Below are 14570 nucleotides of genomic sequence, written 5' to 3' on the forward strand. Positions count from 1 at the left end.
CGTGCTCAGTCCTCGTCCTCGAGCCGGGCGAGGACCTCGGCCGGGATCTCGGCGTTGGAGTAGACGTTCTGCACGTCGTCGAGCTCCTCGACGGCGTCGGCCAGGCGCAGGAACTTGCGGGCGCCGTCCTCGTCGAGCTCGACCTTCATGGACGGGCGGAACTGGGGGTCGTCGTTGTTGTACTCGAGCCCGGCCTCGTCGAGGGCAGTGCGGATCGCGGGCAGGTCGGTGGCCTCGGAGACGACCTCGAACTCCTCCTCGCCCTCGATCACCTCCTCGGCGCCGGCGTCGAGGACGGCCACGAGGACGTCGTCCTCGGTGAGCCCGTCCTTCTTCGCGACCTCGACGACGCCCTTGCGCTCGAAGAGGAAGGCCACGGACCCGGAGTCGGCCATGGTGCCGCCGTTGCGGGTGACGGCCACGCGCACCTCGGAGGCCGCGCGGTTCTTGTTGTCGGTGAGGCACTCGATGTAGAGGGCGGTGCCCTGGGGGCCGCGGGCCTCGTAGAGGATCTCGTCGTAGTTGATCGTCTCGCCGGTCAGGCCGGCGCCGCGCTTGATCGCCCGGTCGATGTTGTCGTTGGGCACGGAGTTCTTCTTGGCCTTGGTCACGGCCAGCTCGAGCGCCGGGTTGCCGGCGGTGTCGGGCCCGCCCATGCGGGCGGCGACCTCGATGCCCTTGATGTACTTGGCGAAGGCCTTGGCGCGACGGGCGTCGATCACGGCCTTCTTGTGCTTGGTGGTCGCCCACTTGGAGTGTCCGGACATGCGTTCCTCCTCGGGAAGTCCTGCGGTGGGGGCGCGCCCCCGCGGCGGCTGCGCCCCGGGGACGCGCCGGGGGCGGCCCGGGAGAGTCGTGGACCATTCTACCGGGTGCGCCCGCCCCGGCCGGTGGCTCAGCGGGGACGGGCGATCGCGGCCTCGCGGGCGCGCTCGGCGAGGGTGTCGTCGAGGGGCTCGGCGTCGAAGCTCCCGTGCCGGCGCTCGACGGCGGCGCGGATGAGGTGGTCGGCCACGGCCGGGTTCTTCGGCAGCAGGGACCCGTGCAGGTAGGAGGCGACCACATGGTGGACGCGGGCGCCCTCGGTGCCGTCCTCGCCGTTGTTGCCGGCGCCCTTGACCACCCGTCCCAGCGGGTCCTGGCCGGGGCCGAGGCGGGTGAGCCCCGAGTGGTTCTCGTAGCCGACGACGGTGCCGAACTCCGGGGACTCCAGGACGATGTTGCCGATCAGCCGGGTGGGCCCGGCCGCGGTGGTGGCGTCGAGCAGGCCGATGCCGGGCAGCACCTCCCCGGAGGCCGTGCGGAACTCGTGGCCGAGGAGCTGGTAGAGCCCGCAGATCGCGAGCAGGGGCACGCCGTCGGCGGCCATGGCGCGCAGCTCGGGGGCGATGCGCTGGAGGTCCTCCTGGACGCGGAACTGCCCGGAGTCCTGTCCGCCGCCGCCCACGAGCAGGTCGGCGTCGGCCGGGAAGGGGTCCCCGGGGTCGTGGTCGCTCAGCCGCACGGCGTAGCCGTAGCGCTCGAGCCGGCGCTTGAGGGCGAGGGTGTTGCCCCAGTCCCCGTAGATGTTCATGTCCTTCGGGTAGAGCTGGACGAGGTGGATGCTGCGCTCGGTCATGGGGAGCTCCGCTCAGATCTCGGCGACCTCGGCCACGCGGGAGAGCTCCCGGCGCAGCTCGAGCATGGAGGTGTAGGTGCAGAACACGCGCATGGGGCGGTCCCCGGCCCCGGCCACGAAGCGGCGCAGGGCGTCGCCGAGGCCGGGCACGACCTCGCGCACGGGCACCTCGTCGTGGTCCAGGCGCAGGGCCATGTCCCAGGCGCGCGTGCCGGCGACGACGTCGACCCCGCCCTCGCGCAGGGAGTGGAAGTCGACGTCCCACAGCCAGGAGACGTCGCGGCCGTCGGCGTACTCGTCGTTGATGGTGATCATCGTGGCGTAGTCCCCGGGGCGGGCCGAGGCCAGGGAGAGCCGGAACCCGGCGGGGTTCTTCACGAGCAGCAGCTGCAGCGGGCGCCCGCCGACCTCGATGGTCTCGCCGCGGCCGAAGGCGGGGGTCACGCGGGAGAGCTCGGCCAGCAGCGCGGGCCGGTCGGCGTCGGGGCCGGCGACCGCGAGCGCGAGGGCGAGGGCGGCGGCGGCGTTGTAGATGTTGTAGACGCCGTAGAGGTCGACCGTGGTCTCGACGGGCCGGCCCTCGACGAGCAGCCGCACCCGGTTGGCCTCGAAGGAGCTCAGCTCCACGGCGGCGGCCGGGCGGGGGGCGAGCTCGTCCTCGTGGTCGGCGCCGGCCTCGGGCCCGCCGGCGGAGCGCATGTCGTCGTCGGAGGGGAACAGGGGGCGCAGGGCGGCGGAGAGGCCGAACCAGCGGATCCCGGTGCCCTCCGGGACGTGCTCGGCGAGGGAGGCGATGCGGGGGTCCTCGCGGTTGAGCACGACCGTTCCGGTGGTGGCGGCGGCGATCCGGGCGAGCATCCGGCGGGTGGTGTCGATCTCGCCGAAGCGGTCGAGCTGGTCGCGCATGACGTTGAGCAGCAGGGCGTACCGGGGCTCGACCTGCTTGACGAAGTGCACGGCGTGGGCCTCGTCGAGCTCGAGGACGGCGATGTCGGCGTCGAGCCGGCCGGTGAGGCTCATCTCCCCCAGCAGGGCCGCGGCCACCCCGCGCACGAAGTTGGAGCCGGTGCGGTTGGTGAAGACCTTCAGGCCCTGGGCGCGCAGCAGCTGCACGGCCATCTTGGTGGTGGTGGTCTTGCCGTTGGTGCCGCTGACGACCACGACCCCGTGGGGCAGCTTCGCGAGCTCCTCGGCGACGAACCCGGGGTGCAGCTTCTCCATCACGAGCCCGGGGAAGGCGGAGCCTCCCCCGCGCAGGGTGGTCAGGTACCGGATGCCTTGGCCGAGCAGGCGCACGTGGGGTCGGGACATGCGCTCCATCCTAGGACGTGGGCGTCGCACCCGGGCACGCAGGGCCGCGGGAGGCTCCGCCCCGCGGCGGCGGACGGGGGCGGGCCCGCGCTCCTGCTGCCCCGGCCCCCGCCCCGCCTGCGGCCCGCGCACCCGGTCCGCGACCGGCCCGGGGACGGGACCGGGCGCGGGAGGACGACGGCGCCGCTCAGGTCCGGGGCCAGGCCTCGGCGATGTCCCGGCGGGTGTCGCCGAGGGTCTGCATGATCGCCTTGGTCCCGGCGAGGACGGGCATGAAGTTGGCGTCCCCGTTCCAGCGCGGCACCACGTGCTGGTGCAGGTGCTCCGAGAGGGACCCGCCGGCCGCCGGGCCCAGGTTGAGCCCGATGTTGAACGCGTGCGGGGAGGCCACCTGCCGGATCGTGCCGACGGCGGTGCGGGTGAGCTGCGTGAGCTCCTCCGCCTCGTCGTCGTCGAGGTCGGTCAGGTCCCCGACGTGCCGGTACGGGCACACGAGCAGGTGCCCGGGGTTGTACGGGAAGAGGTTGAGGATCACGAAGCACCGCTCGCCGCGGTGGACGATCAGCGACTCCTCGTCGGCGCGCTCGGGGCCGCCGCAGAACGGGCAGCCCGGGGAGGCCTGCACGGAGGGGTCCTCGCCGCGGACGTAGGCGAGCCGGTGGGGGGTCCACAGCCGCTGGAAGCTGTCGGGGACCCCGGGGATCTCGAACTCGTCCTGGCGGATCCAGCCGGGCGGGGGCGCGCCGCAGGAGCGGTCCGCGGGTCCGGTCACTGCCCGGCTCCCGCGGCCGCCGCCGCGTCCTCGCGGCGCGCGGGGGCGGTGGGGTCCTCGTTGACGCGCCCGCGCACGTGGGCCACGATCCGCTCGACGGCCTCCCCCACGAGCACCCCGTTGTCCTGGGAGCCGTCGCGGAAGCGGAAGGAGACCGCGCCGGCCTCGGCGTCCTCGCCGCCGGCGATGAGCACGAACGGGACCTTGTCCTTGGCCGCGGTGCGGATCTTCTTCGGGAACCGGTCGGAGCCGGCGTCGAGCTCGGCGCGGATCCCGCGGGCGCGCAGACTCGCCACGACCTCCCGGAGGTAGTCGTCGAAGGCCTCGGCGACCGGGATCGCCCGCACCTGCACGGGGGCCAGCCAGGCGGGGAACGCACCCGCGTAGTGCTCCACGAGCACCCCCAGGAACCGCTCGATCGAGCCGAACTTGGCGGAGTGGATCATCACCGGGCGCTGGCGGGTGCCGTCGGCCGCCTGGTACTCGAGGTCGAAGCGCTCGGGCTGGTTGAAGTCGTACTGGATCGTGGACATCTGCCAGGTGCGCCCGATCGCGTCCTTGGCCTGCACGGAGACCTTCGGCCCGTAGTAGGCGGCTCCCCCGGGGTCCGGCACGAGGTCCAGGCCGGTCTCGGTGCAGACCTCCTCCAGGACGCGGGTGGCCTCCTCCCACTGCTCGTCGGAGCCGATGAACTTCTCCGACTCCGGGTCGCGGGTGGAGAGCTCGAGGTAGAAGTCGGTCAGGCCGAAGTCCCGCAGCAGCCCGAGGATGAACTCGAGCAGGTGGCGGATCTCCGCGGGGGCGTCCTCGCGGGTGACGTAGGAGTGGGAGTCGTCCTGGGCGAAGCCGCGCACGCGGGTGAGGCCGTGGACCACCCCGGACTTCTCGTAGCGGTAGACGTGGCCGAACTCGAACAGCCGCAGCGGCAGGTCGCGGTAGGACCGGCCCCGGGAGCGGTAGATGAGGTTGTGCATGGGGCAGTTCATCGCCTTGAGCCGGTAGTCCTGGCCCGGCTTGGTGACGGTGCCGTCCTCGTCGCGCTCCTCGTCGACGTGCAGCGGCGGGAACATGGTCTCCGCGTAGTAGGGCAGGTGCCCGGAGGTGTGGAAGAGCCCGTCCTTGGAGATGTGCGGGGTGCCCACGTACTGGAAGCCCTCGTCCACGTGGCGGTCGCGGACGTAGTCCTCCATCTCCCGCTTGATGATCCCGCCCTTGGGGTGGAACACGGGCAGGCCCGAGCCGAGCTCGTCCGGGAAGGAGAACAGGTCCAGCTCGGCGCCCAGGCGGCGGTGGTCGCGCCGCTCCGCCTCGGCCAGGCGCTCCTTGTACGCGGTCAGCTCCTCCTTGGTCGGCCAGGCGGTGCCGTAGATGCGCTGGAGCTGCTGGTTCTTCTCCGACCCGCGCCAGTAGGCGGCCGCGGAGCGGGTGAGGGCGAAGCCGTTGCCGATCAGCTTGGTGTCGGGCAGGTGCGGTCCGCGGCACAGGTCCTTCCAGACCGTCTCCCCGGTCCTGCGGTCCACGTTGTCGTAGATCGTCAGCTCGCCGGCGGCCACCTCCACGGAGGCGCCCTCGGCGGCGGCGTCGACGTCCCCGCCGGAGCCGGGGCCCTGGGCGAGGCCGATGAGCTCGAGCTTGTAGGGCTCGTCGGCCATCTCGGCGCGGGCCTCGGCCTCGTCGACCGCTCTGCGGCGGAAGGACTGGGTCGAGTTGACGATCTTCTGCATCCGCTTCTCGATCGCCTTGAGGTCCTCGGGGGTGAAGGGCTGCGCGACGTCGAAGTCGAAGTAGAAGCCGTCGATGATGTACGGGCCGATCCCCAGCTTCGCCTCCTCGTGCAGCTGCTGCACGGCCTGGGCCATCACGTGGGCGGCGGAGTGGCGCAGCACCTCGAGGCCCTCGGGGTCGGAGATCAGCACCCGCTCGACGACGTCGCCGTCGGCCAGCTCGTGGGTCAGGTCCCGCAGGACGCCGCCGACGCGGGCGACGACGACGGCGCGGTCCTCCCGGTACAGGTCCGCGGCCGTGGTCCCCGCCCCGACCGTGCGCCGCTCGCCGTCGACGGTGATGGTCAGGGACGCGGGCGAGGTCGTGGGCTCCGGCGCGGTGGTCATCGGGAGGCAACTCCTTGGGTCGTGGGGTGGGCGCGCGCCCGTACGGAGGGGCGTGCGGAGGCGGCGCCGCACGGCAGGCGGCACGCACCGCCTCCGATGGTACCCGCCCGCACCGCGGCGGCCCCGGGACCGGTGCGGGACGCCCGCGGCGGGCACGGCGGAGCCCCCGCCCCCCGGGACGGGGAACGGGGGCTCCGGGGCCGCCGGGACGGGCCCGGCGGGATCGGAGGTCTCCGATCAGATGCGGTCGCGGCGGTCGCGGTCGGTGAGGCCGCGGTCGGCGTCGTTCTCGACGTCGACCTGCTCCTTGCGCACGTCGGCCTCGACGCGCTCGGTGTCGCGGACGGTCTCCTTCTCGAGCCCGACCTTCTCGACGCCCACGGTCTCCTTGGCGACGACGGGGCGCTCCTCGTGGAGGGTCACCTCGACGTCCTCCTCGCCGATGGTGCCGGCGGTCGCCTCGGTGCCGCTCAGCGGGGTCCGCTCGACGCGGACCTCCTCGCGCTCCACCGGCACGTCCACGGTCTCGTGGTCGGTCACGACGTACTTGCGCAGGCGGGCGCGGCCGGTCTCCCGGCGCTCCTTGCCGACGTGCAGCTGCTCCTCGTGGCGGACCACGGAGCCGTCGTCGACACCGGTGCGGTCGCGGTCGAGGTCCGCGGTGCCGGCCGTGCGGTCGCGGTCGAGCTCCTCGGTGCGCTCGGTCTCGGCGTAGCCGGCGGTGCCCGCCGTGCCCGCGGTGGTGCCGGTGGCCGGCACGGCGTTGCGGTCGGTGTCCGTGGCGTAGCGGTCGTCGCGCTCGGTCCCGGCGTAGCCGGCGGTGCCCGCCGTGCCGGCGGCGGCCGTGCCCGCGGCGGTGCGGTCGCGATCGGTGCGGGCGGCGGTGCCGTCGTAGTTCATCTTGTAGTAGCGGTAGAGCTCCTCCTCCTCGGCCGGAGAGAGGTGCTGGTCCGCGTCGACGCCGGGGGCGTCCTTGACGACGTCCTTGGTGTACGGGAGGACGAGGCGGTCGCCGTCCTGCTGCGCGCCGTCGACGGGCACGAAGCTCTCCTTGGTGCCGAACAGGCCGGTGTTGACGGTGACGAAGGTGACCTCCTCGGTGTTGTCGTCCAGGAAGACCTGCTCGACCTTGCCGATCTTGTCGCCGTCCGAGCCGTAGGCGGTGGCCGACAGCAGTGCGTTCACGTCGTACGTAGCCATGAGAACTCCTTCTCCGGTTGGTCTGCGTTCCAACGGCCCCGGGTGGGGTCCGTCGCGGGCGAACCGCCGGGGGTGGCGGTGCAGCTCGTCCGCTGTTGGTAGTAACCATACTGCCGATCAGCCCACTGACCAATGGCTTCACTCAGAGTGAAATCCGGTGCGGGCGGGACCGGCCGGGGGGGCGGCGCCCGGTCAGCGCCGGCGCGGACGGCGCCGGGCGGACCCGGCGCCGCCCTGCCGGCGGCGGTCGAGGAGGCGCCCGATCACGATGGGGGCGAGGGTCAGCAGGATCTTGCGCATGCTCGTGGTGCTCCGTTCCCGGTCCCGCCGGGGGCGGGACCACTCGTTTGATCAGTGTGCTGATCGTACCTGCAGGGCTGGTCCCCGGCCACCGCCGGGACGGGCGGGCCCCGGCGCCCCGGTCGCGGCCCGCACCGCGGCGGGGGTCCCGGGGTCGGCGAGGTCCCAGGCCTGCAGCGCGCTCACGCTGATCCCGCGGGGACCGGTGCGCCGCGTGCGCCCGTGCACCAGCAGCAGGCGGGTGCCGAACAGGTGCCGGCCGGAGCGCTCCTGGGCGTCGTCGAAGAAGGCGCAGTCCACGGCCCCCGTGCCGTCGTCGAGGCTGACGAAGACCACCCGGCGGCCGCTGCGGATCGGCGGGGTCATGGTCGAGACGCGCACCCCGGCCACGAGCACCTCCGAGCGGCTGCGCAGCTCGAGCAGCCGCTCCGCCGGCGTCACCCCGAGCGCGCGCAGCAGCGGCGCCCAGCTCTCCAGCAGGTGGGCCGAGACGTCCACGGAGAGCAGGTCCAGCTCGGTGCGCACCTTCTCCGCGAGCGAGGGCTCGGGCCGCTCCGCGGGCAGCGCGCGCAGCTCGAGGTCCCCCAGGTCGAGGGCCAGCTGGCCCTCGACCTCTCCCGCCCCGCCCGCCCGCGGGGGCCGGGCGGCGTCGGCCCGCGCCCGCAGGGCGTGCACGAGGTCGGCCCGGGAGGCGGCGGCCCCCGAGCGGTGCAGCAGACCGTCGAGGGCGCCCACGGCGGCGAGGCGCTCGAGGGTCCGCCGGCCCGGCCGGGCCCGCTCCCGCAGGTCGGCCAGCGAGGCGTAGGGCCGCCCGGCGGCGATGCGGCGCAGCTCGGCCCGGGCCACGCCGTGGACCCCGGTGAGGGCCATCCGCACGCCGAGGCGGGACGGGTCGTCGTCGAGGCGCTCGACGCGGTAGTGCTCGTCCGAGCGGTCGACGTCCACGGGCAGGACCGGGATCCCCATCCGCCGCGCCTCCCCCACCAGCAGCCGCTTGGGGTACATCCCGGGGTCGTGCTCCCACAGCCCGGCCAGGAACGCCTCGGGGTGGTGGGCCTTCAGCCACGCGGACTGGTAGGTGGGCACCGCGAACGCCGCCCCGTGGGCCTTGCAGAAGCCGAACGAGCCGAACGCGGCGAGGATCCCCCACACCCGGTCCACGACGTCCGGGGGGACGCCCCGGTCCCGGGCGCGCTCGCGGAAGAGGGCCTCGACCCCGGCCTCGCGCTCGGAGCCCAGCCGCCGGCGCAGCTCGTCGGCGCGGGCCAGGCCGCACCCGGTGAACGCGTCGAGGATGCGCAGGACCTGCTCGTGGAAGACCGTCACCCCCTGGGTCTCGGCGAGGATCGGGTCGAGGGCCGGGTGCACCGGTTCGGGGCGGGACCACCCGTGGCGGTGCTCGAGGAAGGGCCGCACCATGTCCGAGTGCATCGGTCCGGGGCGGAAGAGCGAGATGTCCACGATCAGGTCCTCGAACCGCTCCGGGGCCATCTTCCCGATGAGCTCCCGCTGGCCGGGGGACTCGATCTGGAAGCACCCCAGGGTGTGGGTGGTGCGGATCAGGGCGAACGTCGCCGGGTCGTCGCGCGGGACCGCGTCGAGGTCCAGGCGGGGCCGGCCGGGGTGGATCCGGGCGATCTCCTCCACGGCGTGGGCCAGGGCGGACTGCATCCGCACCCCGAGGACGTCGAGCTTGAGCATCCCCATGGGGTCCATGTCGTGCTTGTCGAACTGGCTCATGGGCAGGCCCATGCCGCTGGCCTGCACGGGGGTGCGGTCCAGCAGGCGGCGGTCGCCGAGGATCACCCCGCACGGGTGCACGGAGATGTGCCGGGGCAGCCGGTCGAGGCGCTCGGTGAGGTCCACGAGCAGGTCCAGCTGCCGCTCCCGGGCCACCTGCTCGGCCAGCTCCCGCAGCTCGGGGCGCTCGGCCAGGGTCGTGCGCAGCGTGGCGGCGGGCAGGTTCCACAGCTGCTTGGCCACGGCGTCCACGGCCTCCGGGTCCAGGCCCAGGGCCAGGCCGGCGTCCCGGACGGCGCCGCGGGCCCGGTAGGCGTTCTGCATGCTCATCAGGCTCACCCGCTCCGCGCCGAAGCGGGCGAAGACCTCGCGGTAGACCCGGTGGCGCTGGGCGGACTCGACGTCGATGTCGACGTCCGGCAGGGTCGAGCGGTCCCCGGAGAGGAAGCGCTCGAAGAGCAGGTCGTGCTCGAGCGGGTCCACCTGGGAGACGTCGAGCAGGTAGTTCACGAGGGAGGAGACCCCGGAGCCGCGGGCGGCGTGGCGCACCCCCAGCGCCCCGATCATCGCGGAGACCTCTGCGACGGTGAGGAAGTAGGCGGCGAAGCCCAGCTCGTCGATCACCCGCAGCTCCTGCTCGAGCCGGTCGCGCACCCGGGGGCCGTCGCGCCGGTGCGGGTAGCGGCGGGCGAGCCCGGCCTCGCAGCGGGCCCGCAGCTCGGCGGCGGCGGGCCGCTCCAGGCCCAGGACGGCGGCCTCGGGCACCACGGGCCGGCCCCAGCCGCAGTCCGCGACGGGGTCCAGCCGGGAGCGGTCGGCCACCCGCCCGGTGCCGGCGAGCAGCGCCGCGGTCCCCTCCGCGCCGAGGTCGGCGGCCCGGGCGACCTCGGCGGCCAGCGCGTGCATCTGGTGTGCGGGCTTGAGCCAGCCCTGCCCGTTGGGCTGCAGCATGGCCGTGGCCCTCTCCCGGCCCCCGCGCGCCCCGGCGGCCCCCAGCGCCTCGAGGGGGGTCAGGGCGCGGGCGGCGTCGAGGACGTCGGCGGTCGCGGCCTCCGCGGGGGTCGCGTAGCGCACCGCGTTGCTGAGCACGGGGGTGAGCCCGGCCTCGAGGGCGGCCCGCAGCATCCGGGCCGCGTGGGGGGTGCTGCCGGCGACGCCGGGGGCGGCCAGGTGCGGGACGACCTCCACGGCGAGCGCCTCGGCGGGCAGCAGGGAGCGCCAGCGGGCGAGGGCGGCCCGGGCGCTCCGGTAGCGGCGGGCCGCGAGCGCGCGGCCGACGTCGGAGTCCGGTCCCAGCAGGACGGTCAGCGCGGGGGTGCCCGGGGCGAGGAGGCGCGCGTGGGCGGCCAGGCGGCGGGCGTCCACCCCCACGGGGAGGGACCCGCCGCGCCCGGGGCCGCGCCCGTCCCGTGCGCCGGGGTCGGCGTGGGCCGCGGAGACGAGCCGGCACAGGGCGGCGTAGCCCGCGCCGCCCGTGCCGCCGGCGGCGAGGACCACGACGCGCCCGAGGACCCGGTGCCGGTCGTCGTCGAGGAGGGCGAGGTCGGCGCCGAGGACCGGGTCGAGACCGTGCTCGCGGCAGGCGCCCAGGTGCTTGACGGCGCCGTAGAGCCCGTCCCGGTCGGTGCAGGCGAGCGCGTCCGCGCCGTCGGCGGCGGCGGCCGCGGCGAGCGCCCGGGGGTGGCTGACCCCGTAGTGGGCACTGAATGCGGTGGCGACGTGGAGGTGCGGGAAGCTCACCCCTTCATTCGAAGATGTGTTCGACCTTAAGTCAATCGCAAACCGCCGACGGGGGCCCGGTGCGTTCTGCGCGGCCCGGGGAGCCGGGACGGGTCCTCGTCGCGCCGGCCCGTCCCGGCCCCGGGCCCGGGGCGGCCACCGTTTCGGGCGGCGGGTGCGGGGGCGCAGGGATCCGGGCGGCCGGGGCGGAGGGGACGTGCCCCAGCGCTGAGCGACCGGGCGGCCGGGGCGGAGGGACGTGCCCCAGCGCCGGGCGGCCGGGGCGAGGGTGCCGGGAGGCCCGGTGCTAGGGCAGCCGGGAGGCCCGGCGCAGCACGGCCTCCCCGGCCCGCTGCGGCTCGAGCGGCACGGGGCTGTGCAACACCGCCGGGCCGCGGCGGAGGACCCCGTCCGTGAGCACCCGGCAGCGGATTCCGCCGCGCCCGCGCATCGCCGCGTGGGCGCCGGGGGCCAGCACCTCGTCCATCCAGGCGCAGGGGTGGGCCGCCCGGCCGCCCCGCAGGCGCACGGGGGCGCCGCCGGTCTCCAGGGCGAACTCCTCGCCCAGCAGCGGGGGCAGGTGCGCCCCGCGCAGCACCACGTTGCGCCGGGTCAGCAGCGGGTCGAAGGGCGCGGCGGCGCCCAGCTCGGCGGCCATCGCCTCGAGGGCCTCGACGGCGAGCAGGGTCACGGCCGCGTCCATGTGGGCGGCCTTCCCGAAGAAGCGGTCGCCGACGACGCCCTTGCCCGCCACGAGCTCGACCCGGTCGGCGTCCCGGGTGGGCACGTCGGCGGCGCCGTCGCGGGCCCTGCCGAAGTAGGCGTGCCCGGGCGAGACGAGCAGGTGCAGGATCTCCACGTCGTAGCGGTGCGGCATGCTCATGCCCCCAGCATCCCACCCCCACGGGCCCCTGCAGCACGGACCCCGCAGCACGGGCCCCCGCAGCACGGGTCCGCGCCGCCCGCGCCGTCCGGGCCCGCGCCGTCCGGGCCCACCCCGGGAGCCCGCCGCCCCGCAGTCGCTCCGGGGCGCCCGCTCCCGTGCGCCCCCGGGGCCCGGAGGGGCGCGCTGCGATCCCGGTTAGAGTTCCCCCATGGGCGAACTGCTGTACGAGTGGATGACGCAGCAGCAGGCGGCGGCCGCGCTGGAGGAGTACCGCGCCGAGCGCGGCCCGGCGCTGCGGCGGCTGCGGTCCTGGCTCGGGGCGCAGGGGGCCGCCCCCGACGACCTGCTGGACGGCACCCCGGAGTCCACGGCCCCGCTGTGGGACCGGATCACCGCGCGGATCACGGCGCTCGGCACGGACCCGCGCACCCTCGACACCGATCCGACCCGGTCCCGGTGGCCGAGCTGGGCCCGCCACGGGAAGCTGGTGGACCCGCACCCGCCGGAGGAGTCGCTGGTGCTCGTCGACGGGTTCTGCGCCTACCTCGCCGAGGTGCTCACGGCCGCCGTGCCGCAGGCGCGCTGGCAGGTGGGCGAGCACCGTCTCGTCGACCACCCGTCGCTCAACTACCCGGTGCTCGCCGCCGGCGGCCACCAGGTCTTCCTGCCGGGGCTGCCGCTCTACAGCGCCTACCAGTCCGCCCACGGCCGCGACCCGATGGACGGGGACGCGATGCTGGCCCACGTCCGCCGGACGGCCGTCGCGCTGCGCGGCGGCACGGTGGAGGGCGGGTCCTCCGGGGAGCCGCTGGTGACGGTCGTGGCCGAGGTCGGCTGCTTCGACGTGGGGCTGCGCGCCGACCTGCCCGAGCGGCACCCGGCGCTGGTGGAGCGGCTGGTCGACGAGCTGTGCGAGCGCGACGGCGTCGTCTCGGTGCACCGCTACGGGCCCGCCGCCCTGGTCGTCGACGTCCCGGAGTGGGACGAGGTGCGCCTGAAGCTGTGGCTGACCCTGTGGCTGGAGCGCAACCTGCCCCACTGACCGGCGTCCCGCTCAGCCGGCCAGCTGCGGGAGCACCTCCTGGCCGAAGGCGTCGAGGAACGGCGCCTGCTCCCGGCCCACGTGGTGCAGCTGCAGCTCGTCGAAGCCCAGCTCGGCGTACTCGTGCAGCCACTGCGCGTGCCGGCCCAGGTCCGCGGAGACGTTGACCGCCCCGGCCACCTGCTCGTCGCCGACGTCCTGCTGGACGGCCTTGCGCTCGTAGTCCTGGGGGGAGGCGAGCTCGGCCATGGTCACGGGGTCGAAGACGTTGGTGCGCCACTGGTCCCGGGCGATCGCCCGGGCCTGCTCGGGCTCGGGCGCCCAGCTCAGGTGCACCTGGAGCACGGTGCGCCCGGTGCCCCCGCCCTCCCGGTAGGCCTCCAGCATCCGGCGCAGGTCCTCGAGCGGCTGGTTGACGGTGATCAGCCCGTCGGCGACCGGGGCGAACCGGCGGGCGGTGGCCGGCGTCAGGGCGGGCACCAGCAGGGGCGGGGGCACCTCGGGGGCGCTCCAGACCCGCGCCCGGTCCGCGCGGAAGGGCTCCTCGCGGGTCACCTCCTCGCCCGCGTGCAGGCGGCGGACGACGTCGAAGCTCGCCTCGAGGAAGCGCTGCCGCTCCTCCTTGGCCGGCCAGTGCGGGGAGACGGGCCGCTCGTTGAGCCGCTGCCCGGTGCCCAGCGCCACCCAGACGCGGCCGGGGAACATCCGCGCCAGCGTGGCCGTGGCCTGGGCCGTGACCACGGGGTGGTAGCGCCGGCCCGGGGCGTGCACGAACCCGAACGGCAGCGCGGTGGAGGCCAGCGCCGCCCCCAGCCAGGACAGGGCGAAGCCCGCGTGCCCCTGCCGCGGGGACCAGGGCTCGAGGTGGTCCGAGCACATGGCGGCGGCGAAGCCGGCCTGCTCGGCGTGCCGGACGTCGCGCAGCAGCTGCTCGGGCGGGATCTGCTCGTGGGAGGCGTGGAAGCCGACGGTCGCCATGGGGTCTCCTCCGGTCGCGGTCGGGTCAGCGGGGCAGCAGGTCCTCGGCGGGGGTGCACACGTTGCGCAGCTCGCCGATGCCCTCGATCTCGGTGACGACCTCCTGGCCGTCCCGCAGCCAGATCCGCCGCGGCTTCTTCGCCAGGCCCACGCCGGCCGGGGTGCCGCAGGCGACGAGGTCGCCCGGCTCCAGGGTCATGAACCGGGTGAGGTACTCCACCAGCTGCACCGCGGAGAAGATCATCCGGTCGGTGCTGGAGTCCTGGTGGCGCACCCCGTCCACCGTGCAGCGCACGGCCAGGCCGGCCTCGGGGTCGACCTCGTCCGGGGTCACGACGACGGGGCCCACCGGGGTGGTGCGGTCGAAGTTCTTGCCCTGGAACCACTCGGAGGTCCGGCCCTGCCAGTCCCGCACGGAGACGTCGTTCATGATCGTGTACCCGGCGATGGCCGCCCGGGCCCGTCCGGCGTCCGCGTGGCGGACGGTCGTGCCGATCACCGCGACGAGCTCGGCCTCCCAGTCGATCTTCTCGGACTCCTCGGGCATCGCGATGGGGTCGACGGGGCCGACGAGGGCGTTGGCGTACTTGGCGAAGATCGTGGGGTGCTCGGGGATCTCCTGGCCGACCTCCTCGGCGTGGTCGTGGAAGTTCAGCCCGGCGCACAGGATCTTCCCGGGCCGCAGCACCGGGGTGAGCAGCTCCTCCGGGGCGGGGGCGGGGCCGGGCTCCCCGGGCAGGGAGAGGTCGCCCCCGGCCAGCAGCGCCCCCACGTCCGGGACGGGCAGGTAGACGGTCTCCCCCGCCTCCTGCCGGAAGGCCTGGGTGCTGCCGCTGCGGGCCACGGTGCCGAGTCTCACGGGTGCTGCCTCTCTGCCGGACGAACCGCGCGGG

Annotated in this window: 11 protein-coding genes; 1 reads left to right on the top strand and 10 read right to left on the bottom strand. The window is 75.1% G+C overall.

Going from position 1 to position 14570, the window contains the following annotated elements:
- Positions 1–5: 5 nt before the first annotated feature.
- From AS188_RS11335 to AS188_RS11370, 8 genes are all read right to left on the bottom strand, one after another.
- A complete protein-coding gene (locus AS188_RS11335) occupies positions 6–767 on the bottom strand; it encodes a YebC/PmpR family DNA-binding transcriptional regulator (RefSeq protein WP_058858947.1) in 762 nt (253 codons plus the stop codon).
- A gap of 128 nt (positions 768–895) precedes the next feature.
- A complete protein-coding gene (locus AS188_RS11340) occupies positions 896–1618 on the bottom strand; it encodes a type 1 glutamine amidotransferase (RefSeq protein WP_058858948.1) in 723 nt (240 codons plus the stop codon).
- Between the two features lie 12 nt (positions 1619–1630).
- Positions 1631–2938, bottom strand: coding sequence for a Mur ligase family protein (locus AS188_RS11345; protein WP_058858949.1), 1308 nt, complete (start codon positions 2936–2938; stop codon positions 1631–1633).
- 178 nt (positions 2939–3116) lie between these two features.
- Entirely contained in the window at positions 3117–3701 is a 585-nt protein-coding gene (locus AS188_RS11350) for an HIT family protein (RefSeq protein WP_083529414.1), read from the bottom strand.
- The gene (thrS, locus tag AS188_RS11355; RefSeq protein WP_058858950.1) at positions 3698–5812 is read right to left on the bottom strand and encodes a threonine--tRNA ligase; all 2115 of its coding nucleotides are present in this window, start codon (positions 5810–5812) and stop codon (positions 3698–3700) included. Before thrS ends, AS188_RS11350 begins: the two co-directional genes overlap by 4 nt.
- A 237-nt stretch (positions 5813–6049) precedes the next feature.
- Positions 6050–7012: a DUF2382 domain-containing protein gene (locus tag AS188_RS11360; protein WP_058858951.1), complete on the bottom strand. Its 963-nt coding sequence runs from the start codon at positions 7010–7012 to the stop codon at positions 6050–6052.
- A gap of 351 nt (positions 7013–7363) precedes the next feature.
- Positions 7364–10792, bottom strand: coding sequence for a DNA polymerase III subunit alpha (locus AS188_RS11365; protein ID WP_058858952.1), 3429 nt, complete (start codon positions 10790–10792; stop codon positions 7364–7366).
- 286 nt (positions 10793–11078) lie between these two features.
- A complete protein-coding gene (locus AS188_RS11370) occupies positions 11079–11654 on the bottom strand; it encodes an MOSC domain-containing protein (RefSeq protein ID WP_058858953.1) in 576 nt (191 codons plus the stop codon).
- A 211-nt stretch (positions 11655–11865) separates the two neighbouring features.
- Between AS188_RS11370 and AS188_RS11375 the strand changes: the two genes are divergently transcribed.
- On the top strand, positions 11866–12699 hold the full coding sequence (locus tag AS188_RS11375) for a hypothetical protein (RefSeq protein ID WP_058858954.1): 834 nt from the start codon (positions 11866–11868) through the stop codon (positions 12697–12699).
- A gap of 12 nt (positions 12700–12711) precedes the next feature.
- On the opposite strand, the gene AS188_RS11380 is transcribed toward AS188_RS11375, so the two are convergent.
- Together AS188_RS11380 and AS188_RS11385 are read right to left on the bottom strand one after the other, a co-directional pair.
- Positions 12712–13677, bottom strand: a complete 966-nt coding sequence (locus tag AS188_RS11380) for a TIGR03885 family FMN-dependent LLM class oxidoreductase (RefSeq protein ID WP_058858955.1) — start codon at positions 13675–13677, stop codon at positions 12712–12714.
- 25 nt (positions 13678–13702) lie between these two features.
- Positions 13703–14536: a fumarylacetoacetate hydrolase family protein gene (locus tag AS188_RS11385; RefSeq protein ID WP_058858956.1), complete on the bottom strand. Its 834-nt coding sequence runs from the start codon at positions 14534–14536 to the stop codon at positions 13703–13705.
- Positions 14537–14570 lie beyond the last annotated feature (34 nt).

The sequence above is a fragment of the Kocuria flava genome, assembly GCF_001482365.1.
GTDB classification, from domain to species: domain Bacteria; phylum Actinomycetota; class Actinomycetes; order Actinomycetales; family Micrococcaceae; genus Kocuria; species Kocuria flava.